Source organism: Desulfomicrobium aestuarii, from assembly GCF_055385525.1.
The window spans coordinates 1160729-1186654 of the sequence record NZ_AP042427.1 but is presented as its reverse complement, the minus strand read 5'-3'; the positions used below and the strand labels follow the sequence as shown (position 1 = coordinate 1186654).

The following is a 25926-nucleotide window of genomic DNA, read 5'->3' as shown; positions in this document are numbered from 1 at the left end:
CCATGACCCTCGCCCCCCTGCGCTACGACCCGCCGACACAGCCGCGGCTGGTCATCATCCACGAGGACCGCGACATGGTGGTCCTCAACAAGCCCGGCGGCCTGCTGTCCGTGCCCGGCCGCACCCCGGAGCTCCTCGACTCGGCCCTGACCCGGGTGCGCGAAACGCACCCAGGTGCCCAGGCCGTGCACCGCCTGGACCTGGGCACCTCCGGCGTCCTCGTCGTGGCCACGCGGCGCAAGGCCGAGTCCGAACTGCGGCGGCAGTTCCAGGAGCGTCTGACGCGCAAGGTCTACCTGGCGCGGGTCGAGGGCTCCGTAGACCAGGACGAGGGCGTGGTGGACCTGCCGCTGGTCTGCGACTGGCCAAACCGCCCGCGGCAGATGGTCTGCCGTGCGACCGGCAAGCCGGCCCTGACGGAATACCGCGTGCTCGAACGCGACGGGCGCACCACCCTGGTCCTGCTTTTGCCGCACACCGGGCGCTCGCACCAGCTGCGGGTGCACATGGCCAGCCTCGGCCACCCCATCGTCGGCGACAACCTCTACGGCCCGGACGCGGACGCCGACCCCTCCGGGCTCCTGCTCCACGCCAGCCAGCTGGGCCTCTTCCACCCCTTCAGCGGCCAGTGGACCGTGTTTCACGCGCCCTGCGCCTTCGCGCCGGGCATCGCACCCGTTCCCCTGTCCCCGCCCGACCCTCGCCCGGAAACGCATCACGACAGGCAATAATTCCGGCCCGTTTCTATCCAAAAGAACGATTTGACCTCGGGACGCCCAAAGGCCAGAGAGTTGTTCCATGATCTCCCTGTCATGGAACTCCTCCGTCTACGCCGCCGTCCGCACGGCCCTGGCCCTGGCCTTTCTGGCGGCCGGCATCATCAAGATCCAGAATCCCATGACCTTCGCCGCCACCGTCGACGCCTTCGGCATCCTGCCAGGCCCCCTGGTCCTGCCCACGGCCTTCGTCCTGCCTGTGCTCGAGATTCTCGGCGCCGCGGCGCTGCTCTTCGACATCCGCGGGAGCCTGGGCCTCATCACCCTCATGCTTCTCGTGTTCATCGCCGTGCTCGCCTGGGGCCAGCACATGGGCCTGGACATCGACTGCGGCTGCTACGGCCCCGGCGACCCGGAGGCCGAAGCCTTCTCCGGAATCCGCAGCGCCCTGCGCCGCGATCTCCTCATGCTGGCCTGCGCGGCCGCGCTGTATGCATGGCGGTGGTTTCTGGGCATGCGCCCGGCTTCCTTCGCCACGAAATATCAGTCCCTCAAAACTCTTATCTGGAAGGAAGAAAGCGCATGAAAAAAGTTCTCGTCCCCGTGGTTGTCCTGCTCGCCGTGCTCCTCGCCAATCCGTCCTTCGCCCTCTTCGACTCCAAGTTCGAGGCTGAAGCCACCAAGGAAACCGAAGCCGTGAAGTTGGCGCGCGACTCGGCCGCCGGCGGCTACGGGCTGCTCACGGCCGCGGAACTCAAGAAGATGATCGACGAAGGCAAGGACATGATCATCGTGGACACCATGCCCTACGAGGACAGCTACAAGAAGGAACACGTGCCCGGAGCCAAGCAGTTCCTCTTCCCCATCCCGGACATGAAGGAGTGGGACGCCAAGGAGACCTCAGGCAAGACCCAGGCCGACTTCGAGGCCCTGCTAGGCCCCGACAAGGACAAGCCCATCGTCGTCTACTGCGGCTTCGTGAAGTGCACGCGCAGCCACAACGGCGCCGTGTGGGCGAAAAAGCTCGGCTACAAGAACGTCTACCGCTTCCCCGGCGGCATCTTCGCCTGGAAGGGAGCGGGATTTCCCGCGGAAGAAGTGAAGTAGCCATGTACACGCCCGTTCGACCGGACTCCGGTCGACGTGAGAATAAAGAGCCCCCGGTCCTCGCGGATCGGGGGCTCTTTATTTCCGGCGGGTGCCGAAGGTCATCCCACCACGTCATACCTGCTGAAAAGCAGCGAATAGAAGGCCTTGCCCTTGGTGCGCGAACGCAGCTCCGTCGAGAAGCCGAAGAGCTGGCGCATGGGCGCCATGGCCGTGATGCCCGAGTCGAAATCGCCCGTGCGCACGTCCAGGATGCGCGCGTTCTTGGCGCCCAGGAGGTTGACGCAGTCGCCGACGTACTCCGGGGGCATGCGCAGCTCCACGCTCATGATGGGCTCAAGCAGGACCGGCGAGGCCTGGGAGAGGGCCGTCTTCATGGCCTCCAGGGCGGCCATGCGCACGCCCAGCTCCGTCAGGCCGTCCTCGAAGGGCGACACGGCCAGGAGCCGGGCCTCGGCGTCGGCCACCACGCAGCCGTGGGCCGCCCCGGCCTGCAGGGCGTCCTCCATGGCCTTGAGGGCGATGTTCGCCAGGTTGCCCGCCGGGACGTCCGAGACCACCGCATTGCCCGCGCCGCGTTCCCGCGGCTGCACCGACACGCGCACCAGGGCGCGATGCAGGTTGTCGGCGATGAGCTTGCGGCACGTGCCTTCGGCCTCGGCCGCGGCCTCGACGGTCTCGCGGAAGATGACCTGCGGGTTGCCGTAGCGGAAGGCCACCCCGCTCTCCTTGCGCAGCCGCTCCAGCACCACCTCCAGGTGCAGCTCGCCCAGGCCGGCCACGATGAGTTGGTCCGTGTCCTCGTCCGTGAAGGAACGCAGGGTCGGGTCCTCGATGCAATATCTCTCAAGCAGCGCCTGAAGTTTTTCCGTGTCGCTGGCGCTGCCCGGCACCAGGGCCACGTTCAGCACCGGCTGCAGGACGTCGATGTTCTCCAGCCGCAGGTCCGACTTGCCCGTGAACAGCGTGTCGCCCGTCACGCATTCCTTGAGGCCCGTGGCCAGCACGATCTCGCCGTCGCGCGCCTCGGGGATGGGTTCATGGCGGTTGGCGTGCACCGTGTACAGCTTGTGGATCTTCTCGAAGCGCTCCAGACGCGAGTTCCAGACCGCGCTGTTCTCGGCCACGCGGCCGTTGTAGACGCGCAGGAAAATCTTCTTGTGCGCGCCCTCGAACAGGACCTTGAAGACGAAGCCCACGAACTGGTCGCCCTTGACCCCGGCCTCCTCCATGCGGGAAAGCACCCGCGCATGGGACTGCGACTCCTCGGGAGAGGGCAGGAAATGCGTCACGCCGTTCATCAGCGGCTGCACGCCGATGTTCTTCAGCGCGCTGCCGCAGTAGACCGGAACGGCCTGGCCCGAGAGCGTCGCCCGGCGCAGGGCCGCGCGGAGCTCGTCGTCTGTCAGGTTCTCCTCGCCGAGGTACTTTTCCATCACGGCATCGTCGAGGTCGGCCAGGATCTCGACGAACTCTCGCCGCCGGGTCTCCAGCTGCTCCGCGTCCGCCCCCTGCGGCTCATGCTCGTGCACCGTCGAACCCTGATCAGCCGGGTCGAAGGTCAGCACCGCACCGCGCAGCAGGTGCAGCACCCCGCCCTCCACTGCCAGGGACGGCACCGTCACGGGCACGGGCCGCACGGCAAGCCTGTCGCCGATGTCGCCGACCACGCGCCAGTAGTCCGCGCCGGGCCGGTCCGTCTTGTTGATGAAAACGAGCCGCGGCAGCCCGTACTTGCGCGCCTGCCGCCAGACCGTCTCGCTCTGGGACTCGATGCCGTTCACGCCGCAGAAGACCACCACCGCCCCGTCGCAGACGCGCAGGGCCCGCTCCACCTCGACGTTGAAGTCCACGTGGCCCGGCGTGTCGATGATGTTGATGCGCGTGCCGTGCCACTGGATGGTCGTGCAGGCCGAGGTGATGGTGATGCCGCGCTTCTGCTCCTCTTCGAGGTAGTCCATGGTGGCGGCGCCGTCGTGGACCTCGCCGAGCTTGTGGATCTTGTGCGAATAGAAAAGCAGCCGCTCGGTCAGGGTCGTCTTGCCGGCGTCGATGTGGGCGATGATGCCGATGTTGCGCGAGATGTCGTGTTTCTTCATGGGTGCGCGAAGGGGGTTAGAAGAATGTCGTGGTGGTGCGCCGGAACGTGTCTGGCGTGATGACGTCCCACAGCCAGCAGCCCAGGAAGCGCTCGGCCATTACCACTGGCGCCGATCCGGCCTCGCCGCCGTACGCGATGTACGGCCGCCCCTGGACCGCGGCCTCGGCCGTCACGGCCCGGTAGGCCTGGACATACTCGCTGTCCGCCAGTTCCAGGACCGTGCCGTAGGCCTGCGGGTCGGGCCGCACGACACGGTGATGCTCCATGGCGATGCCGGCCAGGTCGATGCACACGCCCTCCCCCGCACCGGCCAGAAGCCTCAGCAGCGGGCCGGGCTCCCGGGTGAAGATCTGGTTCGCCGAGAGCAGGTCGCAGCCGAACAAGAGCGCGTCCGTGACCGGGCCGCTCACATGGACCACGAGGCTGTCCACCCGCGCAGCCAATGCCTGGACCATGGCCGAAAACACGGCCGGCAGCGGGAAGCGGCGCTGGTCCACGGCAAAGAAGGCCCAGTCCAGGCGCTCGCGGCCTACCGTGCGGTCCACGTGGGCGAAGCGCCGCGTTTCCGTCACGGGTTCGCTCCCCTCCTGGGCCAGGGCCCAGGCAAAGGCCACCGCGTTCTTGATGACCGACTTGTGCACCGCCGGGCAGCGGTCGTATGCCCCGCCCAGGGCGTCGTCGTCGATGTCCGGCGCATAGCCGTTGTCCGCCAGCAGTTCCTCGATCACATGGGGCTCCTTGCAAAAAAAATGGGCAGGTCACGCATGACCTGCCCGACATTTCCACATTTCAGGGCGTTGCACAACAGGCCGCGCCCCGCGAACTTCAGACGGCGTCCGCCACCAGCCTTCCCATCTCCGTGCAGCCGACCTTCGTCCCTTCGCCGACATAGATGTCGCCGGTGCGGTAGCCCCCGGCCAGCACGCCCTTGACCGCCGCGTCGATGGCCGCTGCCTCGGCCTCCAGGCCGAAGGAGAACCTGAGCATCATGGCCACGGACAGGATGGTCGCCAGCGGGTTGGCCACGTCCTTCCCGGCGATGTCCGGCGCCGAGCCGTGGATGGGCTCGAACAGGGCCGGGCCGCCCGACCCCATGGACGCCGAAGGCAGCATGCCGATGGAGCCCGTGATGATCGAGGCCTCGTCCGACAGGATGTCGCCGAACAGGTTCTCGGTCACGATGACGTCGAACTGCGACGGGTCGCGGATGAGCTGCATGGCCGCGTTGTCCACGTACATGTGCGACAGCTCCACGTCCGGGTACTCGGCCGCCGTGCGGATGGCCACCTCGCGCCACAGTCGCGACACGTCGAGCACGTTGGCCTTGTCCACCGAGCACAGGCGCTTGCCGCGCTTGCGCGCGATCTCGCAGGCCACGCGCACGATGCGCTCCACCTCGGACTCGGAGTAGATCATCGTGTTGAAGGCCGCGCGCTCGCCGTTCACCACGGTCTCGCCCCGGGGCTCGCCGAAATAGGCGCCGCCCGTCAGCTCACGCACGACCATGATGTCCAGCCCCTGCCGCACGATGTCCGGACGCAGGTACGACGCCCCCGCCAGCTCCGGGAACAGCGCCGCCGGACGCAGGTTGGCGAACAGCCCGAGCGCCTTGCGGATGCCCAAGAGCCCCTTCTCGGGCCGGATGGCCGGGTCGATGGTGTCCCACTTGGGTCCGCCCACCGCCCCCAGAAGCACCGCGTCCGCCGCCTTGCAGGCCGCCACCGTCGTATCAGGCAGAGGGTTGCCCACGGCGTCGATGGCCGCGCCGCCGATGAGGGCCTCCGTTGTTTCGACCGTATGGCCGAACTTCACCGCCACCTTCTCAAGCACCCGAACGGCCTGGGTCACGATCTCCGGACCGATGCCGTCGCCGGGCATGAGGCATATCTTCATGTTCATTGTGAGCTCCTATATATTTAAGCATGCCTCCGGCGGGCAGGGGGCACGCCCCCTGCACCCCATTCAGGGGGTAGGGGGAAGCCCGGCCCTCGCGATGGGGCTTGCCGAATGAGGCTATTGCGCCACTTTGCGTTTGACGTACTCCACCAGGCCGCCCCCGGACAGCATGTCCATCATAAATTTCGGGACCGGGTTGAAGCCGATGGTCTCGCCGCTGGTCAGGTTGGCGATCTTACCGGCCGCCACGTCGATCTCCAGCTCGTCGCCGTCCTTGATGCGGGCGATGTCGTCGCCCAGCTCCAGGAGCAGCAGGCCCATGTTGAAGGCGTTGCGATAGAAGATGCGCGCGTAGCTCTTGGCCAGCACCACGGGCATGCCCGCGCCGATGATGGCCAGGGGCGCGTGCTCGCGCGACGAGCCGCAGCCGAAGTTCTCCCCGGCCACCAGGATGTCGCCGGGGGTGACGCGTTTGACCCAGCCCTCCTCCAGGCCCTCGAAGCAGTTCTTGCCAAGCTCGGCCGTGTCGGCCGTGACCAGGAACCTGGCCGGGATGATGGCGTCCGTGTCGATATGGTCACCCACCACGTGGGTCTTTCCCTTGAATGTCATGGCGTCCTCCTACAGTTTGCCCGGGTGCGTGATGAAGCCGGTCACGGCCGTGGCCGCGGCCACCGCCGGACCTGCCAGGTAGACCTCGGACTTCAGGCTGCCCATGCGGCCCTTGAAGTTGCGGTTCGTCGTGGCCAGGCAGCGCTCGCCGCCGGCCAGGATGCCCATGTGGCCGCCCAGGCACGGCCCGCAGGTCGGCGGGCTGATGATGGCCCCGGCGTCGAGGAAGATGCGCAGAAGGCCCTCGTCCAGGGCCATGGAATAGGCGCCGGGCGAAGCCGGGATGACGATGAAGCGCACGCCCTTGGCCACCTTGCGGCCCTTGATGATGGCCGCGGCCTCGCGCAGGTCGCTGATGCGGCCGTTGGTGCAGGAGCCGAGCACCACCTGATCCACGCGCACGTCCGAGACTTCCTCCACGGGCTTGACGTTGTCCGGCAGGTGCGGACAGGCGATCTGGGGCGAAAAGGACGAAACGTCGAAGGTCATCTCCTTCCAGTAGGCCGCGCCGGGGTCGGCGGCGATGGGCTCGTCGCCCATGCGGCCGTGGGCCCGGCAGTATTCGAGGGTCTTCTCGTCGGCCGCGAAGAGCCCGGCCTTGCCGCCGGCCTCGATGGCCATGTTGGCCATGGTCATGCGCGCCTCGACGGACAAATCGTCGATGACCTCGCCGCCAAACTCCAGGGCCTTGTACAGGGCCCCGGCCACGCCGGTCTGGCCGATGGTGAAGAGGATGAGGTCCTTGCCGCCCACGTGCTCGGGCAGCTTGCCCGTGAAGTTGACGCGGATGGTCTCGGGCACCTTGAACCACGTCTCTCCCAGGGCCATGGCCGCGGCCACGTCCGTGCTGCCCAGGCCCGTGGCGAAGGCGCCCAGGCCGCCGTAGGTGCAGGTGTGGCTGTCGGCGCCGACAATGATGTCACCGGGGCCCACCAGTCCGTACTCGGGCAGGATGGCGTGCTCCACGCCGACGTTGCCGCCCTCGTAGTAATGCGTGATGTCCATCTCGCGGGCGAAATCGCGCACCACCTTGACCTGCTCGGCCGAGTCGATGTCCTTGTTCGGGGTGAAGTGGTCGCAGACAAGGGCCACCTTGTCCTTGTCGAAGACCTTCTTCACGCCCATGCCGCGGATGGACTTGATGGCCAGGGGCGCCGTAATATCGTTGGCCAGGACCAGGGACACCCGGCACTGGACGATCTGTCCGTCGGCCGTGATGGGCTGGTCCGTGTGGCGCTGCAGTATCTTCTGGGCTAAAGTCTGTCGCATATCGTATCCTCCTGTCTTTTGGCCAAACGGTTCAGGGCGTTCAGATACGCCTTGGCGCTGGCCACGATGATGTCCGCGTCGGATGCGCGGCCCACCGAGGTTCTTCCGTTCTCTTCGATCTTGACGGTCACCTCGCCCTGTGCGTCGGTGCCGCCGGTTATGGCGTTGACGGCGTAGCGGACCAGCTTGGGGCTGCGGCCCACGACCTTGCCGATGGTGTTGAACACGGCGTCGATGGGGCCCGTGCCGAAGTCCGACAGGATGCGCTCCTCACCGTCCACGTACATTTTGACCACCGCGTTGGGAATGGCCATGTTGCCGCTGATGGCGCTCAGGTACTCCAGCCGGTACTTGTCCGGGATGCGGAAGATCTCGTCCAGCACCACGGCTTCGAGATCCTCGACGAAAATCTCCTTCTTGCGGTCCGCCAGCTTCTTCATGGCGGTGAAGACGATGCCCAGCTGCTCCTCGTCCAGGCGGTAGCCCAGGTCCTTCAGGCGCTTGTCGAAGGCGGCCCGGCCCGAATGCTTGCCGAGCACCATGTCCTCTTCCTTGCGGCCCACGGACTCGGGAGTCATGATCTCGTAGGTCTGGCGGTTTTTGAGCACGCCGTCCTGATGGATGCCGGACTCGTGGGCGAAGGCATTGGAACCGATAATCGATTTGTAAGGTGGTATAGGCTGACCGATGATCAAAGACAAGAGCCGTGTCGACGGGAAAATCTGCTCCTTCTTGATGTTCGTGGTCAGCTGGTAGAAGTCCTTGCGCACGTCCATGGACATGACCACCTCTTCCAGGGCCGCGTTCCCGGCGCGCTCGCCGATGCCGCTCAGGGTCACCTCGGCCTGCCGAGCCCCGGCCTTCAGGGCCGCCAGAGTATTGGCCGTGGCCAGGCCGAGGTCGTTGTGGCAGTGCACGGAGAATACGGCCTTGTGGCTGTTCTTCACGTTTTCGAGCAGGTACTTGATGAGCTCCGCGAACTCCTGGGGCTGGGTGTAGCCCACGGTGTCGGGCACGTTGATGGTCGTGGCCCCGGCCGCGATGACGCGCTCGAAGACCTGCGCCAGGAAGGGCCAGTCCGAGCGCGAGGCGTCCTCGGCCGAGAACTCGACGTTGGAGGTCTTGGACACGGCGTACTTGACCGCGGCCTCGGCCATCTCCAGCACCTGGTGCCGCTCCTTGCGCAGCTTGTACTTCATGTGGATGTCAGAGGTGGCCAGGAAGGTGTGGATGCGCGCCTGCGGGTTGCCCCGGACGGCCTCCCAGGCCCGGTCGATGTCCGCGGGCAGGGCCCGGCACAGACCGGCCACCTGGCAGTTCTGCACGGCCGCGGCGATCTGCTGCACGGCCTCGAAGTCGCCCTGGCTGGCCGCCGGAAAGCCGGCCTCGATGATGTCGACGCCCAGATTCTCCAGCTGGCGCGCCAGACGCACCTTTTCGCTGGCGTTCATGGTCGCGCCCGGAGACTGCTCGCCGTCGCGCAAGGTCGTGTCGAAGATGAAAATTCTGTCGGACATGGCTGTTCTCCTTTTTTAATACTCGATAATCGATTGATGATAAATACTGTTTTGGGGCGGCTGTTGCGCCCTGAATTGCCGTTTCCTGCAAACGATGCTGAGGGGGTTGCGTGTTCCTTTACGAGATCTTTTGAGAAGACTCTCGTAGGAAGGATTTCCCGCGTAGGGGCAGAATGAAGTAGGAGTAGATGAGGCCGGAAATGATGTAGCAAATGAAGAAGACGAAGCTCAGGAGCTTCGGCTCGGAGGCGACCAGGACGAAGACCAGCAGGGCCGTGACCGTGGCGCTGAAGCGATGGGCGCGGATGACTTCGGCGTCCTTGAAGGACGCGTAGCGGACGTTGCTGACCATCAGGATGGAAACCAGGAAGGCCAGGCCCAGCGTGATGCGGGGAACCCAGTCATGGATGGCTTCGGGGATGTAGGACGAAAACAGGACGAAAGTGGCCAGGGTGCAGGCCGCCGCCGGGATGGGCAGACCGATGAAGAACTTCTTGCTGATCTTGCCCGTCTGGATGTTGAAGCGCGCCAGACGCAGAGCTCCGCAGGCCATGACCAGGAAGGAGGCCATGATGCCCAGGCGGCCGAACTCGAAGGTGTTCCACATGTAGATCATGACGGCCGGACCGACGCCGAAGGCGACGAGGTCCACCAGGGAGTCCAACTGCACGCCGAAATCCGAGGCGGAGTTGGTCAGGCGGGCCAGCTTGCCGTCGAGGCCGTCGAAGACGCAGCTGACGATGATGGCCACGGCCGCCATCTCGAAACGGCCGTCGATGGACCACAAAATGCCCAGAAACCCGGTCAGCAGGCTGGCCATGGTCATCATGTTCGGGAGCAGGTAGTATCCCTTGTGCTTGGGCTTTGGGTGGTCCATCGTATCCTGAAAAACTGTTACTACCGCTTTTTCCGGGCCAGGACGGTCTGGCCGGCGAAGACCTTCTCTCCGATGCGGACCGTCGACTCATAGTCACTCGGCAGGTAAAGGTCAACTCTGGATCCGAACTTGATCAGTCCGAATCGCTGGCCGCGGGCCAGGCTGTCGCCCTCCTCGGCCCAGCAGATGATGCGGCGCGCGATGAGCCCGGCAATCTGGACCACGGTCCAGGTCTTCCCTTCGGCGTCCTCCACCAGCACGGCGTTGCGCTCGTTGTCCGTGGAGGCCTTGTCGAAGGAGGCGTTCAGGAATTTGCCGCCGAAGTAGGAAATGCGGGCGATGCGGCCGGCCACGGGCATGCGGTTCACGTGCACGTTGAAGACGTTCATGAACACGCACACGGCAGTGCGGTCCTCGCCCGTCAGGGGGTCGCGCATGGTCTCGACCTTGATGACCTTGCCGTCGGCCGGGGACACGGCCACTCCGGGCTCCTGGGGCACGACGCGCTCGGGGTCGCGGAAGAAGTTGAGGACCAGGAAGAGGACCGCCAGGAGCAGCGTGGCCATGAACCAGCAGTCCAGGATGGCGAAGGTCAGGGTGGCGACCGTGGTCAGGAAGATGAAGGGCATCCCCTCCAGGGAGAGGCCGATGGATGGCTTATGCATGAAAACTCCGAAATTATCTGATGCGCGTAAGGAACCTGAATTTGTACCGCCGGGTCCAACACGAGGCAAGCGCTAATTTAGCCTTCCTTGCCGGGGCGCTCGCCGGAATACTGTTTCTTCCACTCGTCCAGAAAGAGGATGGCCGTCTCCAGGCGGTCCAGTTCGCCCTGGCGGCTGCGCACGGCCCAGACCAGATCGTCGAAAGCAACCGTAGGGGACAGCCCCAGCCGTGACAGGAGGGCATCGAGCTGGTCCCGCAGGCTCTCGGGTATCTCCTCTCGCCACTGCGAAGGCAGGGCCGCCCGTTCCGGCATGAGGGCTTCGGCGTGCTGCAGCAGGGTGCGCATGCGGTGAACGTAGGTGTGTTCGGCCAGCACCCGCGCCCTGCCCCGCTGCGCCACCGCGGCCCGTTCCCCGGGGTGGGCGCGGAAATGCTCGATGGCCCGCAGCAGTTCCTCCATGTCCGAAAAGAGGGCCAACTCGCCCTCGTCGAAAAGCTCCGGCAACAGGCCGCGCCGGTCGACGAGCTGGAAGACCCCGCAGGCGGCCAGTTCGAAGGTCCGCGGGTTGACGAAGTCCCCGTCGCCGACCAGCACCCCGGGCCGCACCGATGAGTGCAGGTTCAGGTTGATGGCCGTGGCGTTGAAGATCTTGACCACCTCGTCGGTCTCGATGCGCTCCCCCTGGCGCTGCAGGAACGGCGCCAGCACCGTCTCCCCGTCCCAGTCGTTGCCCCAGATGCGCAGGTCGAATCCGGCCAGCTGCCGGAACGCCAGGCGGCGGTTGGGGTAGCCCGCGCCCACGAAGGACAGATCGCTGCCGTACCTCCGCCGTTCCACCGGCGAAAGCTCCAGGGGGCGGTGCACGGACGGGTCCGCCGCCAGAGGCAGATAGATGGAGTTGGGCTGCCCGGCTTCGGCCAGCTTGCGCGGGAAGTCGCCCTTCTGGATGACGGCGAAGAGGTCGTACAGGGGCGCGAAGGCCTGCCAGTAGGGAAAGACTTCGTGGTCCTCGACGAACCACATGGCCGTGGCCACCTTGTCCCGCTTCAGACGCTTCAATGCCTGGCGCGAAAGCGGGGCCTGGGCCATGGCCAGCACCAGGTCCGGGGAGAAGGCCTCGACCTTGGCCAGCACGGCCTGGGACACGACCTGCAGGAAGCTGTTCTCCAGGTAGTCCAGGCGGTCCGTGCCCACGCGCAGGGTCTTCAGGGCCGAGAACGCGCCGTAAAACCCGGGGGCCTCGAAGGTCTCCACCATGTGCCCGAGCTCGCGCAGGGCGTTTTCGCAGTACCTGCCGACGGGCAGGGAGCCTCCGTACATGGGCAGCACCAGCAGGATTCGCCGGCTCTCATTCATGGGCCCGACCTCGCAGTGTTTGGGGCAGCATCCAGTCCCTCTCTATCATCCAGAATTCATCCGCTACGCGCTCGCCGTCCCCGGGCCCCTGCACCCCGGCGCAGGCCGCGGCCATGGCCCTGAAGGCCCGTCGCCGCACGGCGCCGACGTCATCCCCGGCCACGGCCGTGAAGGTCACACCCAGCCCGTCGAAGCCGCTGGCCATGAGGGCGCACCCTGCGGGCATCTCCCCCGTGGCGCGACCGCTGACGCGGCGCAGGACCGCCGGGTCGGCGAAAACCCGTCTGCAGGCGATGTCGTGGGGGCACGGCGCCGTCTCCAGGCAGGGGGCGCAGTCGGGCGTGGCCTGCAGCACATGGTGCCCCAGGCCGTAGGGGCCTGTCTCGTGGCACCAGGCCGAGGACAGGAAAAAGGCCATGACGGGCACGCCGAGATAGGCGGCCAGGTGCATGGTGCCCGTGTCGGGGGTCAGGACCAGGTCCAGGCCGCCCACTACGTCCACAAGCTCGCTCCAGTCCGTCCGCCCCACCAGGTCCCGGACCTGCCCGCGCAGGGCTGCCGGCAGCAATGCGGCCAGTTCCTTGGCCGCCCGCCGTTCCGCCCCGGCCCCGAGCAGGGTGATGGGCCCCTTTCCCGTGCGGCCCATGGCCGCCTGGACCAGGGGCGCCAGCACCTGCGCCGGCAGGGAGCGCCTGGCGTTCTGCCCGGCCATGACCACCCCGAGCCCGCCGCCGCGCGGCCTGGCCGGAGGGTTGACGCAGTCGGGCGGCAGGGGCTCGTCGGCGTACAGGCCCCAGACGTCCACGAGATTGAGACCGGCCGTCGCACGCGACCGCGTCCAGCGCATGACCTGCGACGGCCAGGCGTCCATGAACCGCTGCCCCGCCTCCTGCCGGTAGCCGCGCACGGCGCGGGCCGGGAACATGGCCGCCAGGGCGAAGTTCAGGCCGGAGAAATTGAGATTGTAGACGCGGTGGAACCAGATGCCGGCCAGCCCCCCCAGATCGTCGTGCACCCGGGCCAGGATGTCCGGCCCGTGGGTGCCGTGGGCGGCCAGCCCGTGAACCGTGACGCCAGGATAGGCCAGGCGGGCCAGAGCGGCCAGGGAGCGGTCCACGAGCAGGTGTACGCGCCCCTGGGCCAAGAGTGACGCCACGAGCCGCTTGGTCTGGATCAGGTCCCCGAAACGGGCCAGCTGGATGACGAGAAAGTCGGGGCCGGCGGGGGCACCCGGAGCGCGAGAGTTCATTCCCCTTCATCCGGGAAAATCGACAAAAAGTCCAGAACTCCCCGGATTATCAGGCCCTCCCGGCCCGTCACCCGACGACCTTGGACAAGCGGGTCCGCCTCTGCTAGACGGCCTGCATGCGGTATTATCCCCTGCTCCTCGATCTGACGGGAATGCGCTGCCTGGTGGTAGGCGGCGGCGAGGTGGGCCTGCGCAAGGTCCAGGGCCTGCTGCCCTGCTCCCCGGCCGCCGTGACCGTCGTGGACCCGGCCGGGCCCGGCCCCGAGCTGGCGGCCCTCCTTGCCAGCCACGGCAACTTGACGTATGAACGACGCCCCTTCGCCGAGTCGGATGCGCAGGGCGCGCAGCTCGTCTTCGCCTGCACTTCCAGCCGCGAGGTCAACGCCCTGGTCGGCGAGGTCTGCCGGCAAAAGGGCGTGCTGTGCAACATGGCCGACGCCCCCGAGGCGGGCAGCTTCGTCCTGCCGGCCAGCGTCACGCGCGGGGACCTGACCATCACCGTATCCACGGGCGGCGCGAGCCCGGCCCTGTCCCGGGTCATCCGTCAGGACCTGGAAGCCAGATACGGAGAGGAATACGACGCCCTGACACGCCTGATGGCTGGGATCAGGGCCGAGCTGCTGGAACTGGGCCGCCCCAGCAACGAGAACCGGGAGGTTTTCAGGGCCCTGGCCACCTCCCCCCTGGCGTCGCTGATCAAGGCCAAGGACCGGGACGCATGCCTGGAACTGCTCCGGGCCGTGCTGCCCGCCCCCCTGCACCCCAGAATCGGAGAATGGTGCGATGACTGCATCCCGACTGTTTGACCTGCTCATTGCGCTCCTTTACCTGACCGGCTCCGTCAGCTACCCGCTGGGCCTGGTCCTGCGACGCCCGATCCTGAAGAAAGCGGCCGTCTGGACCTCCGTGGCCGCCTTCGCCCTGCATACCGTGGACCTCGGGGTCCGCTTCGTCGAGATCGGCGCGGCCAGCCTCCAGCACGGCCAGTTCTACATGAGCTTGCTGGCCTGGTTCGTGGTCCTCATCTTCTTCATCCTCTGGCGGCGCCTCAAGCACGACTTCCTGGCCATGATCACCGCGCCCCTGGCCCTAGTCCTCTTTTCCTCGTCCCTGGCCGTGCGCACCCAGGTCCTGGCCGTGCCCGAACATTTCAGCGCCCTGTGGTTCAGCCTGCACGTGGGCACCATCTTCGTCTCCCTGGGCCTCATCACCATGGCCTTCGGCGCGGGGGTAGCCTATCTGCACCTGGAGAAGATCATCAAGACCAAGGCCAAGATGCCCGGCTTCTCCAAGGACCTCCCCTCCCTGGAGACCTTCGACCGCGCCAACCACTGGGCCGTGTCCGTCGGCTTCCCGCTCTACACCATCAGCGTCATGTCCGGCTTCCTGTGGGCCTCCTTCACCTGGAAGAAGATCATCAGCTGGGACCCCAAGGAACTCATCACCATCGTCATATGGATCATCTTCGCCGTGCTCTTCCACCAGCGCACGGCGCTGGGCTGGAGGGGCCGGAAGCCCGCCAGGACGGCCATCGTCCTCTTCGCGCTGTGTCTCGTGTCTCTGGTCGGGGTCAACTTCCTGCTGCCCACGCACCACAGTTTCCGCCCGTAATCATCAGGAAAGACCGCAACCGAACATGAATCAGGAAATCTATCTCGTCGGACTCAATCACAAGACCGCAGGCGTGGACATCCGTGAGCGCTTCGCCCTGACCGACTGCGACCCCGCGGCCACGGGCCTGGTCAGCGACACGGGCGCCGTGTCCGAAGCCATGATCCTCTCGACCTGCAACCGCGTGGAGTTCCTCGTTGTCGGCGACAGCGCGGCGGACATCCGCGCCAAGGTGCTGCGCTTCTGGGCCGACCACTGCGGGCAGCCCCAGGCCGATCTGGAGAACCACACCTACTGCCACGTCGGCGACAAGGCCGTGGACCACCTCTTCACCGTGGCTTCCAGCCTCGATTCCATGATCCTGGGCGAACCCCAGATCCTGGGACAGCTCAAGACCGCCTACCGCAAGGCCGTGGAGAACGGCGCGGCCAGGGTCATCGTCAACCGCCTCCTGCACAAGGCCTTTTCCGTGGCCAAGCGGGTCCGCACCGAGACGGCCATCGCCTCCAGCGCCGTATCCATCAGCTACGCGGCCGTTGAGCTGGCCCGAAAGATCTTCTCGGACTTGACCAACCACCGGGCCCTGCTCATCGGCGCCGGCGAGATGGCCGAGCTGGCCGCCACGCACCTGCTCTCGGCCGGCGTGCGCGACATCACCGTGGTCAACCGCACCCAGGCCCGCGCCGCGGAACTGGCCAAGCAGTTCAACGGCCGGTCCATGCCCTTCGAGGAGCTGCACCAGGCCCTGCTGGAAACGGACATCGTCATCAGCTCCACGGGTTCCCCCACGGCCATCATCCGCGCCAGGGACATGAAGGAGGTTCTGCGCCTGCGCCGCAACCGGCCCATCTTCTTCATCGACATCGCCGTGCCCCGCGACATCGACCCGGACATCAACGGCCTCGACAACGTCTACCTCTACGACATCGACGACCTGAAGGAGGTGGTGGAGGAGAATCTGGCCGGGCGCCAGCAGGAGGCCAACAAGGCCCGCGGCATCGTGGCCGAGGAGGTCGGGGCCTTCATGCGCTGGCGCGACGGCCTGGCCCTGCAGCCGACCATCGTCGCCCTGCTGGACCAGGGCGAGCGCATCGCCCGCAAGGAGCTGCGCAAATCCATCAAGCAGCTCGGACCCGACCCTGACCCGCAGATGGTCGCGGTCCTCGAACGCCTGGCCCTGTCCCTGTGCCACAAGATTTACCACGAACCCATCAGCTACCTCAAACGCCGCTCCCAGGAGGAAGGCTCGGCCCAGCGCTTCATCCACAACGCCCGCCGCATCTTCAACCTCGACGAGGAGACCGTGCCCGCGGAGGCCCACCTGGACCGCAAGAGCGGCGGCAAATAAGGATTCATCGCATGCGCTCCTTCCTCATCGAAGAAATCACGCCGCAGGACATGGAAAAGCTCGAAAACTGGCTCAAGGAACAGGAGCTGCAGAGCATCGAGCACCTCTATCACTTCAACCTGCCCCCACGGCTCCTGACCCCCACGCAGCAGGAGCACGAGCCCCAGTGCGGCCCCTTCTACATGGCCGTGGAGACTGGCCGGGACTGGGTCAAGCTCGAGCTCCTGGTGCGGGCCAAGCGTATCCTGCGCTGCGCGTGCATCGCCTACGCCACGCCCGAACAGCAGGAGCACATGATCTCCTATCTGGAAAACCTGCTCAAAGACCTGAACATCCCCCTCTGAGGCCGCCGTGCGTCTGCAGGACCTCCCCCGCCCCCTGGCCCGGCGCTGCCTTGGCCTGCCGCGCTTCTGCCGGGACAGCCTCGGCGTGGACATCCGGGGGAAGAGCCTGGTCGTGGCCTACTCCACCGGGCTTGACTCGACGGCGCTGCTGCACATCCTGCATCTGCTGTCCCGACCGCTCGGGCTGACCCTCACGGCCGCCCACGCCCATCACGGCCTGCGCCCGGAATCCGACGAGGAACTCGAACACGCCCGCACGACCTGCTCCAGACTCGGCGTCACGTTGGAGACGGCCCGGCTGGACGTGCCCTCGGCCATGCGTCCCGGCGGGCCAGGACTGGAGGAGTGCGCCCGGAACCTGCGCTACGCATTCCTGGAGTCGGTCCGCACGCAGTGCGGGGCGGATTTCGTGGTCACGGCCCACCACGCCGATGACCTGGCCGAGGACATCCTCATGCGCCTGGTGCGCGGCACGGGCTGGCCCGGGCTTGGCGGCATGACGGGCGCGGACCCTGTGCGCCGCCTCCTGCGCCCCGTGCTGGACTGGGAAAAGAACGAACTGCAGGGCCTCCTCGAAACCCTCGGGGTCCCGTGGCGGGAAGACCGCAGCAACGCCCAGGCGGACCGCACCCGCAACCGCATCCGGGCCGACATCCTTCCCCTGCTGCGCCGGGAGAACCCCGGCCTGTCGAAGACGCTCCGGCAGACCTGGGCCCTGGCCCGCATCGACGAGGACTATTGGCAGAAAAGCCTCGCGCACCTTCCCGCCCGCTCCGACAGTCTCCTCATCGAATCCCGACTCCTGGAGGCCCACCCCGCCCAACGCCTGCGCCTCTACAAGCATGTCCTGGACGGCATGGGCCCGGGACAGGCCCTGGCCGCCCACCTCCTTCTCCTGGACCGGGCCTGGGAAGAAAGAAAGGTGGGGAGACGGATCCAGTTCCCGGGAGACAAGATCGCCTGCGTCGAATCGGGAGGCATCCGCTTTTCCCGACGCGAACGCATCTGACAATCCCGGAATTTCGGACAGCCGCCCTCCGCTTTCCGGGGCCTCGATCCCGCCATCGTTTCAAAACCCGAATCATTCCCAGTGTATCGTCGGACGAGACGACGTTGTCCGGAAAATACGGATTATTGCACACCCCTGCTTCCTCGCAAGCAGCCTTATCAGACCCAACATGCTGTAAAAATTAATTATATCTGATATGGCACAAAAATTTCTTTTATAGGCTGCGCGAAACGGTGCGTCCTGCCGAAGCGCATCGAAACGCAAGAGAGGTCAGCATGAAACACGGAAACACGGCCGGACAGCGGCAGACAGGGCGGGTGCCGCATAAGGCCGTCGTGCGGTTCTCCGTCGGCGGCATGGATGAATATCAGCCGGCCAGGATGTTCAACTTCAGCAGCACGGGAATGTACCTCGAACTGAAATTCCCGCCGCCCAAACTCGGGGCGAACCTGCTCATAGAAGTTCTCGAGGACGGCGACGACGCGATGTGGGGCGACGGGAGCGTCCCGCGCAGATGCTATTACGCCCAGGTCATCTGGAAGAAAAACCTGCCCGAATCAGACAGACATTACGGCGTGGGGCTGCGCTACCTGTCCATGGCCTGAACGGCGTCATCCGTCGCCACCCCAAAAAAGAACCGCCGCGGAGGCGGCGGTTCGGTCGTGACGGTCCCTGCGGGCTCCCCTCATCTCGCGCGGGCGGCCTGCTCGGCCTTGCGCCTGGTCAGGTCCTCGAACACGGCCATGGCCGCCGAGGCGCCCTCGCTGACCGCGGTCACTATCTGCTGCACCCCCCCGGTAATGTCCCCGGCCGCGTAGAGCCGGGGCAGGCTTGTCCGTCCCATCCTGTCGACCCGGATGTACCCTCCGGGCTCAACGGCCAGGCCGAGATGGGACACGGCCTCGACGTTGGGCACGATGCCGATGGCCAGGAAGACCCCGTCCACCTTGACGCGCTCCGTCTCGCCCGTCTTCACGTCCCGCACGGCGATGTACTCCAGCGCCTTGTCCCCGCCGATTTCCTCCACGACGGAGTTCCAGCGCACGGGAATCTGCTCGCGCAGCACGGAATCGACCAGATGCTGCTCGGCCCGGAATCCCTGGCGGCGGTGCACGATCATCACGTCCACCCCGAGGTTCTTCAGGTGCAGGGCGTCGGTCAGGGCCGTGTTGCCGCCGCCGACCACCGCCACCTTTTTGCCCTTGAACATGAACCCGTCGCAGGACGCGCAGAAGGACACGCCCCTGCTCATGAAGCGGTCCTCGCCGGGCACGCCGAGCTTCTTCCAGGACGCCCCGGCGGCATAGATGACCGCGTCGGCCACATAGACCCTGTCCTGGGTGTAGACCTCGAGGTTGCGGCCGATCTTGATCTCCTCGACCTTCTGTCCCGTGACCACGTCCACATACTGCTTGGCCTGCTCGTGGATCATGTCCATGAGCATCTTGCCGCCGATGTTGATGAATCCCGGATAGTTCTCGACCTCGGGAGTGATGCTGACCAGGCCTCCGACGATGCCCTTCTCCAGGACCACGGCGTCGAGCCCCGCGCGCTTGGCGTAGATTCCGGCCGTGAGGCCGGCCGGGCCCGAGCCGATGATGACGAGGTCGTGGTAGCTGACGCCCTGCCCGCCGACTTCGCCGGCTTCATGGGCGTGTTCCCGGGCGGCCTGCAGGGTCACGAGCTGGGCCACGAAGGACGGCTCCGGCTCAAGTCCCACGGTGGACAGCTTCTCGTTGTAGACAGTGTGCGGGATGGATCCCACGGAATATTCCTCGGCGTAGTCGGGGTTTTCCCCCGTCTCCACGCACTCGACGGCGATCAGGTCGGGCCGCTCCACGGCGGCCTTGATGGCGTTGACGCACTGGCCCGGACAGTATGGGCAGGTCGGGCTGACAAACACCTTGACCACCCGCTTCTCGTCGAGTCCAGCAAGGATCTCCTTCGATTTCTCCGACAGGAAGCTGCGCCGGGTGGAGACCATCATCAGGCCGTGCAGGAAGGCCTGCCCCTCCTCGCCGGCCGGAGCCCCGGTAAAGCGTATGGAATAGCGCTCCGGGTCGATGAGCAGGGTCGGGAAGCGCGTGACGCCGTGCTTCTCGTTGGCCGCGGCCTCGTCCTCGTGCAGGTGCAGGGTGAGCTTGTCCGTCAACCGGACCATGTCCTGCATGAGCTTGCGGGCAAAATCCGCGTACGCGTCGTTGCGGCCCGGCTTGACGAAGAGGTGGACGGGCACGGTTTCCTTGAATTCACGCAGATATTCGCCAAGCGCCTTGCGCTGGTCTTCGGGCAGGAACCATTCGGTTTCGTGTGCTGATTTGGCCATGGGGAACCTCCGGAAAGTTGGTCGTGAAAGGCGGATCGCGATTTTCTTCTGTAACGCCTGAGGCGAAATTGTCAAAGCGCAAAGGATGGTTGCGGTGCGATTGTCACTCCGCAGCGGAGCTGGACGGAGCATGCCGGCCGCAAACTGCGGCCGCAAATGCGGGCTGCGGGAACTGGGCGGGTGATGGATGGATTCGGCCTCTCGGCGGCAAGGCGGACGCGGGACAAACGTGCGGGGTGCATTCCCTTACGGCCGCCGCATCTCTTCAGATGCGCTCGTAGGCCCGGTCGTATGCCTGCCGCATGCCCGACGCATCGTAGGCCAGCACGTCGACGCGGCCGGCGTCCACAAGGCGGCGTGCCAGGCCGGCATCGACGCGCAGCCTGTCCAGCTGGCGGGCCAGGTCGGAAGGATCGCCGTTGGCGAAGATGAGACCGTTCTCCCCATCCCGGACCAGCTCCAGGTTGGCGGGAAGGTCAGAGCAGACCACGGGTACGGCGGCGGCCCAGGCCTCCTTGACCACGCCGCTCGAACCTTCGCCGTGGGCCGAGGGCACGACCAGAACATCGAAATGGGGCAGCACCTGCGGGCTCTCCACTTCCCCCTTCCAGACGAGCCGCCCCCCGATGCCGAGCCGGTCGGCTAGGGCCCGGAGCTCCCCTTCCAGCGCCCCCCCTCCCACGATCCAGACCTCGGGCGGATCGGTCATGAGGGCCAGGGCTTCGAAGAACTGCCCGTGCCCCTTCTGGGGCGAAAGGGCCCCGATGATGCCAACTCTCCCGCCGTTGCCGGGCAGCCTCGGCGAGTAGCGCTGAAGGACGATTGCGCTCGGGATGACCGCGGTTCTGTCCACGCCCGCCACGCGCACGGCCTCCTCCACCTCCCGGCTGACGCAGACCACCAGGTCCGCCAGCCGGTACTTGAGCCGACTCCAGCCCCGGCCCAGGGGATAGGACACGCGGCGTGTGTGGACCAGCCGCACGCTGCGGCGCAGGAGGCGGACCAGCGCGCCCAGGGAGGCGGCCCGGGCGTCGTGGGTGTGCAGAATCTCGCGGGGTGCGAGGGCTCCGGCCATCGCGGCCAGATTGCGCGGATCGAAATCGCGACGGGCCGGAAGGGCCAGCGTTTCAAGGCCGAGGTCCGCAGCCCGTGCCAGGATCGGCGAACCGGCGGGCGCACAGACGCGCACGTCCATGCCGGCCCCGGCCTGCTCCGAAGCCAGGTACAGGACCTGCCTCTGGCCGCCGCGGAACTCGCACCCCAGATCGAGATGCGTCACGACCCGCGGCGTCTCCTTTTCCGGTGCGACCCCGTTCATGCGTCCCGCAGGGGCCGGCCATGGGCCTTGCGGTCGTCCACCAGCAGTTCACGCAGACGCCGGCTCACGGGGCCGGGCCTGCCGTCGGCGACGACCTGCCCGTTGTAGCGCACCACGCTGACGGCATCGATGCTCGTGCCCAGCAGAATGATCTCGCGGCAGTCGTAAAGCTCGTCCTCGGGCACGGGGCGCGTGGCCACCGGCACGAAACCGGCCGCCAGGTTCATGGCCCGTTTGAGGGTCGTGCCCATGAGGGCGTTGCGCAGTTCGGGCACCACGAACACCCCTTCCCGGTCGACCAGCACCGCATTCTCGGTGGAGCCTTCGGCCAGGAAACCCTCGTCGTCGAAGCACAGGGGGTAGTCGGCGCCCTGATCGATGGCGTCCTTCTTCATGAGCACGTTGGGCAGGTAGTTGACGCTCTTGATCTGGGACATCCAGCCCTGCTTGGCCGGGATGCGCGTGCGCACGGCGCTGACGCCGTTCTCCCAGAAGGACTCGGCCTTGCGCGGGAAGCGCTTGACCACGACGTAGAGGCTCGGCTCGGGGCATTCCCGGGTGTCCAGGGTGAAACCGCCGGGGCCGCGGCCCAGAAAGACCAGGACATTGCCCTCGGCAGCGGCGCTGACGACGCAGACCTGGCGGACCAGGACCGCCAGGGCCTCCGCGCTGACCGGACATGGCAGGTCGATGGCCGCCGCCGAGCGCATGAGACGGCCCACGTGCTCGTCCAACTGGTAGATGGCGCCGTCCTCGAAGCGCATGGCCTCGAAGACCCCGTCGCCGCGGTGGACCAGGTGGTCGTCCAGGGGGATGAGCATGAGCCTGGGGTTGGTGAAGACCGCCCCCAGACGGTGATCGTAGAAGGCAAGGAAATTCTCCTCGCCGGGACGGGGCAGCGTCCGCAGACGTTCCCAGTACAGTTCTTCGTTTCCGATTTCGATCATCTCCACCTCCGGATCGGAAGGTTGCGCCCCAAAGAAAACACGCCCCAAGCCGTTTCCGGTTGGGGCGTGAAGGCGGCGGAAAACGGCGGTTCTAAGGAACGCGCAGCAGGTCGCGCTGGAGGAGCACCTCGGCGATCTGCACGGCGTTCAGGGCCGCGCCCTTGCGGATGTTGTCGGCCACGATGAACATGTTGAGCCCGTTGTCGATGCTCTCGTCCTCGCGGATGCGCCCCACGAACGTGTCGTCCTCGCCCGCGGCCACGATGGGCATGGGGTAGATCTTCTCGCCGGGGTTGTCGTAGACGCGCACCCCCGGGGCCTGGGACAGGATGGCCCGGGCCTCCATGGGCGTGAGCTTCTTCTCGGTCTCGATGTTCACGCTCTCGCTGTGTCCGTAGAAGACCGGCACGCGCACCGTGGTCGCCGTGACCCGGACGGAGTCGTCGCCCAGGATCTTCTTGGTCTCGAGGACCATCTTCATCTCTTCTTTCGTATACTCGTTGTCCAGGAAGACATCGATCTGCGGCAGGCAGTTGAAGGCGATGCGGTGCGGGTAGACCTTGCACTCGGCGTCCTGGCCGTTGTAGAGTTGGCGGACCTGGGTCTCGAGCTCGGTGATGGCCTTCTGGCCCGTGCCCGACACGGCCTGGTACGTGGACACGACCACGCGCTTGATGCGGGCGGCGTCGTGCAGGGGCTTCAGGACCACGACCATCTGGATGGTCGAGCAGTTGGGGTTGGCGATGATGCCCTTGTGCCAGGACAGGTCGTCGGGGTTCACCTCGGGCACGACCAGCGGCACCGCCGGGTCCATGCGCCAGGCGCTGGAGTTGTCAACGACCACGCAGCCCGACTTGGCCGCACAGGGCGCGAACTTCTCGGAAGTGGAGCCGCCGGCGGAAAAAAGGGCCAGATCGACGCCCTTGAAGGAATCTTCGGTCAGTTCCTGCACCGTCAGCTTTTTGGAACCGAACTCGACGGTGGTGCCGGCGGAACGCGACGAGGCCAGGGCCCGCACTTCGGAGTGAGGAAAATTGCGGCGCAGGAGCGTATCGAGCATCTCCCTGCCCACGGCGCCTGTCGCGCCCACCACGGCCACTACTGGATTCTTCTTCATCGTCGCCTCCAAATATGGTTACCGCCGTCCTTGCCTGCCGGCGAAATCCTTCCAGATTTCCAGGCAGGTATCGGCTTTATTGAGAGTGTACAGATGCACGCCAGGGGCCCCCCGGTCAAGCAGATTTCGGACCTGGCTCCTGGCGTACCCGAGGCCCAGGCCCCGCACCCCGCTGTCACCGTAGACCGCCTGCACGTGCTCCAAGTCGCGCATGTATCCCTCGGGCACGGTGGCGCCGCAGAAGGCCAGCATGCGCTTCAGGGCCGCCAGGTTCTGCACGGGCAGGACGCCGGGGATGATGGGCACGTCGATGCCGGCCCCGCGGGCGCGGTCCACGAAATCGAAATAGAGGTCGTTGTCGAAGAAGAGCTGGGTGATGACGAAGTCGGCTCCGCAGGCCACCTTGTGGCGCAGGTGTTCGAGATCGGCCTCCAGGCTGACGGCCTCCGGGTGCTTCTCGGGGTACCCCGCCACGCCGATACTCAGGTTCGCGAACTCGCTATGAATGTGGCATACCAGGTCGCTGCCGTGGCGGAACTCGTCGCTGTCGGGCCGGAACTCCGTCTCCCCCTTGGGCGGGTCGCCGCGCAGGGCCAGGACGTTGTCCACCCCGGCTTCGCGCAGCCCCTGCAGGAAGACGCCGAGCCGGTCGCGGTCGGCGCCCACGCAGGTCAGGTGGGCCAGGGGTTCGAGACCGTACTCCTGCTTCATGCGGGTCACGATCTCCAGGGTGTTGTGCTGGGTGCTCCCGCCGGCCCCGTAGGTCACGGAACAGAAAAGCGGTTCCAGAACCTTCAGCTGCCTGACGACGTCAAAAAAACCGGGCCATTGCGCCCGGTCCTTGGGGGGAAAGAACTCCAGCGACAGGAAGGGTTCCTGTCGCCGGAGCAGATCTGCGATGCGCACTGAATCTCCTTGAGAAGTTACGCCACCGTCTCGGCGATGGAGAAGATGGGCAGGTACATGCTGATGACCAGGCCGCCGACCACCACGCCCAGGAAGACGATCATGATGGGCTCGATGAGGGACGTCAGGGCCTCGACGGCCACGTCCACCTCGTCGTCGTAGAAGTCGGCGATCTTGCTGAGCATGGCGTCCAGGGCGCCCGTGGTCTCGCCGATGGAGATCATGTGGATGACCATGGGCGGGAACACGCCGGTCTCCTCCAGGGGCTCGGCCAGGCTCTGACCTTCGGCGATGGACTTCTTGGCCTCCAGGACGCCGCGCTCCACGGTCTTGTTGCCCGAGGTGCGCGAGACGATGTCCAGGGCGTTCAGGATGGGCACGCCGCTTGAGACCATGGTCGACAGGGTGCGGCTGAACTTGGCCACGGCGGCCTTCCTGAGCAGCGGTCCGAAAACCGGCAGAAACAGGACCCAGCGGTCGACGAGTATCTGGCCCTTCTCCCACTTGTAGAAAAACTTGAAGCCGACGATGAAGGCGACGATGCAGCCCAGCAGCAGCAGGAAGTTGTTGATGACGAAATTGCTCATGGCGATGACGATCTGCGTCGGCAGGGGCAGGGCGCTGCCCGCCTCGCGGAACATCATCTCGAAGGTCGGGATGACGAAGATGAGGATGACCGCGATGACCGCCACGGCCACGGTCACGACCACGCCGGGGTAGATCATGGCGCCCTTGATCTTGGCCTTCAGCTTGGCGGCCTTTTCGATGTAGTCGGCCAGACGCAGAAGCACCTGGTCCAGGATGCCGCCCGTCTCGCCGGCGTTGACCATGTTGGAGTAGAGGGCGTCGAACACGTCGGGGTGCTTCTTCAGGCCCTCGTAGAGGGAACTGCCGCCCTCGATGTCGTTGCGGATGTTGTAGAGCTTGCGCCGGAGCTTGGGGTTCTCTGTCTGCTCGCACATGATCTGCAGGGCCTGCAGGATGGGCACGCCGGCGTTGATCATGGTGGCGAACTGGCGGCTGAAGACGACCATGTCGCGGTCCGCGACCCCCCCTTCGAGGAAGGTGCCTTCCAGCAGATCCTTGGGCTTCGGCTTGACCCTGATGTTGGTGTAGCCTTTTCGTCTCAGTATGTTCTCGGCAAATTCGAGGGCCGGTGCGTCGAGATCACCCTTGACCGATCTGCCTGCGCGAGATTTCGCCCTGTAAATGAAGATAGGCATGAACGTCCTCCGGAAATTGAGTCGGAATGAAATGCAGTCCTGCGTCGCCTTGAATCCCGGTGGGCCTCACCGTCCTTGCAGACAACCGGGAAGTTCGGACAAAGCTTCCGCGTCGGCCGGCAGAAAGGAGTAATCCTTCGCCTCTTCACAGGTGAGCCAGGCCAATTCCTGCCCTTCCCGCGGCGTTGGTGTGCCGGAAAACTCCGTCACCAGATGGAAGAACAGCCGAATTGCACCCCCTGTAACCTTTTTTTCCTTTACTTTCCAGAGGGAAAAAGCATCTATTGCAATGGAAAGTTCTTCATGGAGTTCCCGCTTCAGCGCCTCCTCCAGGGTCTCGCCCGCCTCGACCTTGCCGTCCGGGAATTCCCGGGAGCCGGCCCAGGCCATGGTTTCCGAGCGCCTGGCCG

Annotated in this window: 26 protein-coding genes; 9 read left to right on the top strand and 17 right to left on the bottom strand. The window is 66.0% G+C overall.

The genetic code is table 11. The features are described 5' to 3' along the window. Positions 1–2 precede the first annotated feature (2 nt). The 3 genes from ACZ5AC_RS05505 (at position 3) to ACZ5AC_RS05495 (ending at position 1823) form a co-directional block, all read left to right on the top strand. Entirely contained in the window at positions 3–731 is a 729-nt protein-coding gene (locus ACZ5AC_RS05505; RefSeq protein ID WP_464249950.1) for an RluA family pseudouridine synthase, read from the top strand. A 67-nt stretch (positions 732–798) separates the two neighbouring features. After that, positions 799–1302, top strand: a complete 504-nt coding sequence (locus ACZ5AC_RS05500; protein WP_464249949.1) for a MauE/DoxX family redox-associated membrane protein — start codon at positions 799–801, stop codon at positions 1300–1302. Continuing rightward, positions 1299–1823 carry a rhodanese-like domain-containing protein gene (locus tag ACZ5AC_RS05495; RefSeq protein WP_464249948.1) on the top strand — a complete coding sequence of 175 codons (525 nt, stop codon included), beginning with the start codon at positions 1299–1301 and terminating at the stop codon, positions 1821–1823. The genes ACZ5AC_RS05500 and ACZ5AC_RS05495 overlap by 4 nt, the downstream gene beginning before the upstream one ends. 101 nt (positions 1824–1924) lie before the next feature. Here the strand turns inward: ACZ5AC_RS05495 and ACZ5AC_RS05490 are convergent, their stop codons facing one another. The 10 genes from ACZ5AC_RS05490 to ACZ5AC_RS05445 form a co-directional block, all read right to left on the bottom strand. After that, positions 1925–3922, bottom strand: a complete 1998-nt coding sequence (locus tag ACZ5AC_RS05490) for an elongation factor G (protein WP_464249947.1) — start codon at positions 3920–3922, stop codon at positions 1925–1927. A gap of 16 nt (positions 3923–3938) precedes the next feature. Further along, positions 3939–4652: a hypothetical protein gene (locus ACZ5AC_RS05485; RefSeq protein ID WP_464249946.1), complete on the bottom strand. Its 714-nt coding sequence runs from the start codon at positions 4650–4652 to the stop codon at positions 3939–3941. A 97-nt stretch (positions 4653–4749) separates the two neighbouring features. Further along, on the bottom strand, positions 4750–5823 hold the full coding sequence (gene leuB / locus ACZ5AC_RS05480) for a 3-isopropylmalate dehydrogenase (protein ID WP_464249945.1): 1074 nt from the start codon (positions 5821–5823) through the stop codon (positions 4750–4752). Between the two features lie 114 nt (positions 5824–5937). Then, the gene (locus ACZ5AC_RS05475; protein WP_028578365.1) at positions 5938–6432 is read right to left on the bottom strand and encodes a 3-isopropylmalate dehydratase small subunit; all 495 of its coding nucleotides are present in this window, start codon (positions 6430–6432) and stop codon (positions 5938–5940) included. Positions 6433–6441: 9 nt separating this feature from the next. Beyond that, entirely contained in the window at positions 6442–7701 is a 1260-nt protein-coding gene (gene leuC / locus ACZ5AC_RS05470) for a 3-isopropylmalate dehydratase large subunit (RefSeq protein ID WP_464249944.1), read from the bottom strand. Further along, complete coding sequence (locus ACZ5AC_RS05465) at positions 7686–9218, bottom strand: 2-isopropylmalate synthase (RefSeq protein WP_464249943.1); 1533 nt, start codon at positions 9216–9218, stop codon at positions 7686–7688. The genes leuC and ACZ5AC_RS05465 overlap by 16 nt, the downstream gene beginning before the upstream one ends. Positions 9219–9336: 118 nt before the next feature. Further along, on the bottom strand, positions 9337–10095 hold the full coding sequence (gene pssA, locus ACZ5AC_RS05460) for a CDP-diacylglycerol--serine O-phosphatidyltransferase (RefSeq protein WP_464249942.1): 759 nt from the start codon (positions 10093–10095) through the stop codon (positions 9337–9339). A gap of 20 nt (positions 10096–10115) precedes the next feature. Further along, entirely contained in the window at positions 10116–10760 is a 645-nt protein-coding gene (locus tag ACZ5AC_RS05455) for a phosphatidylserine decarboxylase family protein (RefSeq protein WP_464249941.1), read from the bottom strand. A gap of 77 nt (positions 10761–10837) precedes the next feature. Continuing rightward, positions 10838–12118: a CgeB family protein gene (locus ACZ5AC_RS05450; protein WP_464249940.1), complete on the bottom strand. Its 1281-nt coding sequence runs from the start codon at positions 12116–12118 to the stop codon at positions 10838–10840. Then, positions 12111–13367: a glycosyltransferase family 9 protein gene (locus ACZ5AC_RS05445; protein ID WP_464249939.1), complete on the bottom strand. Its 1257-nt coding sequence runs from the start codon at positions 13365–13367 to the stop codon at positions 12111–12113. The genes ACZ5AC_RS05450 and ACZ5AC_RS05445 overlap by 8 nt, the downstream gene beginning before the upstream one ends. Before the next feature lie 116 nt (positions 13368–13483). Between ACZ5AC_RS05445 and ACZ5AC_RS05440 the strand changes: the two genes are divergently transcribed. From ACZ5AC_RS05440 to ACZ5AC_RS05415, 6 genes are all read left to right on the top strand, one after another. Then, the gene (locus tag ACZ5AC_RS05440; protein WP_464249938.1) at positions 13484–14173 is read left to right on the top strand and encodes a precorrin-2 dehydrogenase/sirohydrochlorin ferrochelatase family protein; all 690 of its coding nucleotides are present in this window, start codon (positions 13484–13486) and stop codon (positions 14171–14173) included. Then, positions 14151–14978 carry a cytochrome C assembly family protein gene (locus ACZ5AC_RS05435; protein ID WP_464249937.1) on the top strand — a complete coding sequence of 276 codons (828 nt, stop codon included), beginning with the start codon at positions 14151–14153 and terminating at the stop codon, positions 14976–14978. The genes ACZ5AC_RS05440 and ACZ5AC_RS05435 overlap by 23 nt, the downstream gene beginning before the upstream one ends. A 25-nt stretch (positions 14979–15003) precedes the next feature. Beyond that, positions 15004–16326 carry a glutamyl-tRNA reductase gene (gene hemA / locus ACZ5AC_RS05430; protein ID WP_464249936.1) on the top strand — a complete coding sequence of 441 codons (1323 nt, stop codon included), beginning with the start codon at positions 15004–15006 and terminating at the stop codon, positions 16324–16326. Between the two features lie 11 nt (positions 16327–16337). Then, complete coding sequence (locus ACZ5AC_RS05425) at positions 16338–16670, top strand: hypothetical protein (RefSeq protein WP_464249935.1); 333 nt, start codon at positions 16338–16340, stop codon at positions 16668–16670. A gap of 7 nt (positions 16671–16677) precedes the next feature. Beyond that, positions 16678–17679 carry a tRNA lysidine(34) synthetase TilS gene (gene tilS / locus ACZ5AC_RS05420; protein WP_464249934.1) on the top strand — a complete coding sequence of 334 codons (1002 nt, stop codon included), beginning with the start codon at positions 16678–16680 and terminating at the stop codon, positions 17677–17679. 275 nt (positions 17680–17954) lie between these two features. Next, the gene (locus ACZ5AC_RS05415; RefSeq protein ID WP_464249933.1) at positions 17955–18284 is read left to right on the top strand and encodes a PilZ domain-containing protein; all 330 of its coding nucleotides are present in this window, start codon (positions 17955–17957) and stop codon (positions 18282–18284) included. Between the two features lie 80 nt (positions 18285–18364). Here ACZ5AC_RS05415 and ACZ5AC_RS05410 read toward each other — a convergent pair whose 3' ends face one another. From ACZ5AC_RS05410 to ACZ5AC_RS05380, 7 genes are all read right to left on the bottom strand, one after another. Then, positions 18365–20005, bottom strand: coding sequence for an FAD-dependent oxidoreductase (locus tag ACZ5AC_RS05410; protein WP_464249932.1), 1641 nt, complete (start codon positions 20003–20005; stop codon positions 18365–18367). Between the two features lie 265 nt (positions 20006–20270). Further along, complete coding sequence (locus ACZ5AC_RS05405) at positions 20271–21323, bottom strand: glycosyltransferase family 4 protein (protein ID WP_464249931.1); 1053 nt, start codon at positions 21321–21323, stop codon at positions 20271–20273. Further along, positions 21320–22270 (bottom strand): aminotransferase class IV, encoded by a 951-nt coding sequence (locus ACZ5AC_RS05400; protein WP_464249930.1) that lies wholly within the window; start codon positions 22268–22270, stop codon positions 21320–21322. The genes ACZ5AC_RS05405 and ACZ5AC_RS05400 overlap by 4 nt, the downstream gene beginning before the upstream one ends. Before the next feature lie 91 nt (positions 22271–22361). Beyond that, a complete protein-coding gene (locus ACZ5AC_RS05395) occupies positions 22362–23387 on the bottom strand; it encodes an aspartate-semialdehyde dehydrogenase (RefSeq protein WP_464249929.1) in 1026 nt (341 codons plus the stop codon). A gap of 18 nt (positions 23388–23405) precedes the next feature. Continuing rightward, a complete protein-coding gene (metF, locus tag ACZ5AC_RS05390; RefSeq protein WP_464249928.1) occupies positions 23406–24293 on the bottom strand; it encodes a methylenetetrahydrofolate reductase [NAD(P)H] in 888 nt (295 codons plus the stop codon). Between the two features lie 17 nt (positions 24294–24310). Next, positions 24311–25516, bottom strand: coding sequence for a type II secretion system F family protein (locus tag ACZ5AC_RS05385; protein WP_464249927.1), 1206 nt, complete (start codon positions 25514–25516; stop codon positions 24311–24313). Between the two features lie 66 nt (positions 25517–25582). Continuing rightward, positions 25583–25906 carry a (deoxy)nucleoside triphosphate pyrophosphohydrolase gene (locus tag ACZ5AC_RS05380; RefSeq protein ID WP_464249926.1) on the bottom strand — a complete coding sequence of 108 codons (324 nt, stop codon included), beginning with the start codon at positions 25904–25906 and terminating at the stop codon, positions 25583–25585. Between the last annotated feature and the right edge of the window lie 20 nt (positions 25907–25926).

Coding starts and splice junctions, on each gene's coding strand:
- ACZ5AC_RS05505 (WP_464249950.1), top strand. CDS start 3: ATGACCCTCGCCCCCCTGCGCTACGACCCGCCGACACAGCCGCGGCTG.
- ACZ5AC_RS05500 (WP_464249949.1), top strand. CDS start 799: ATGATCTCCCTGTCATGGAACTCCTCCGTCTACGCCGCCGTCCGCACG.
- ACZ5AC_RS05495 (WP_464249948.1), top strand. CDS start 1,299: ATGAAAAAAGTTCTCGTCCCCGTGGTTGTCCTGCTCGCCGTGCTCCTC.
- ACZ5AC_RS05490 (WP_464249947.1), bottom strand. CDS start 3,922: ATGAAGAAACACGACATCTCGCGCAACATCGGCATCATCGCCCACATC.
- leuB (WP_464249945.1), bottom strand. CDS start 5,823: ATGAACATGAAGATATGCCTCATGCCCGGCGACGGCATCGGTCCGGAG.
- ACZ5AC_RS05475 (WP_028578365.1), bottom strand. CDS start 6,432: ATGACATTCAAGGGAAAGACCCACGTGGTGGGTGACCATATCGACACG.
- leuC (WP_464249944.1), bottom strand. CDS start 7,701: ATGCGACAGACTTTAGCCCAGAAGATACTGCAGCGCCACACGGACCAG.
- ACZ5AC_RS05465 (WP_464249943.1), bottom strand. CDS start 9,218: ATGTCCGACAGAATTTTCATCTTCGACACGACCTTGCGCGACGGCGAG.
- pssA (WP_464249942.1), bottom strand. CDS start 10,095: ATGGACCACCCAAAGCCCAAGCACAAGGGATACTACCTGCTCCCGAAC.
- ACZ5AC_RS05455 (WP_464249941.1), bottom strand. CDS start 10,760: ATGCATAAGCCATCCATCGGCCTCTCCCTGGAGGGGATGCCCTTCATC.
- ACZ5AC_RS05450 (WP_464249940.1), bottom strand. CDS start 12,118: ATGAATGAGAGCCGGCGAATCCTGCTGGTGCTGCCCATGTACGGAGGC.
- ACZ5AC_RS05445 (WP_464249939.1), bottom strand. CDS start 13,367: ATGAACTCTCGCGCTCCGGGTGCCCCCGCCGGCCCCGACTTTCTCGTC.
- ACZ5AC_RS05440 (WP_464249938.1), top strand. CDS start 13,484: ATGCGGTATTATCCCCTGCTCCTCGATCTGACGGGAATGCGCTGCCTG.
- ACZ5AC_RS05435 (WP_464249937.1), top strand. CDS start 14,151: ATGACTGCATCCCGACTGTTTGACCTGCTCATTGCGCTCCTTTACCTG.
- hemA (WP_464249936.1), top strand. CDS start 15,004: ATGAATCAGGAAATCTATCTCGTCGGACTCAATCACAAGACCGCAGGC.
- ACZ5AC_RS05425 (WP_464249935.1), top strand. CDS start 16,338: ATGCGCTCCTTCCTCATCGAAGAAATCACGCCGCAGGACATGGAAAAG.
- ACZ5AC_RS05415 (WP_464249933.1), top strand. CDS start 17,955: ATGAAACACGGAAACACGGCCGGACAGCGGCAGACAGGGCGGGTGCCG.
- ACZ5AC_RS05410 (WP_464249932.1), bottom strand. CDS start 20,005: ATGGCCAAATCAGCACACGAAACCGAATGGTTCCTGCCCGAAGACCAG.
- ACZ5AC_RS05405 (WP_464249931.1), bottom strand. CDS start 21,323: ATGAACGGGGTCGCACCGGAAAAGGAGACGCCGCGGGTCGTGACGCAT.
- ACZ5AC_RS05400 (WP_464249930.1), bottom strand. CDS start 22,270: ATGATCGAAATCGGAAACGAAGAACTGTACTGGGAACGTCTGCGGACG.
- ACZ5AC_RS05395 (WP_464249929.1), bottom strand. CDS start 23,387: ATGAAGAAGAATCCAGTAGTGGCCGTGGTGGGCGCGACAGGCGCCGTG.
- ACZ5AC_RS05385 (WP_464249927.1), bottom strand. CDS start 25,516: ATGCCTATCTTCATTTACAGGGCGAAATCTCGCGCAGGCAGATCGGTC.
- ACZ5AC_RS05380 (WP_464249926.1), bottom strand. CDS start 25,906: ATGGCCTGGGCCGGCTCCCGGGAATTCCCGGACGGCAAGGTCGAGGCG.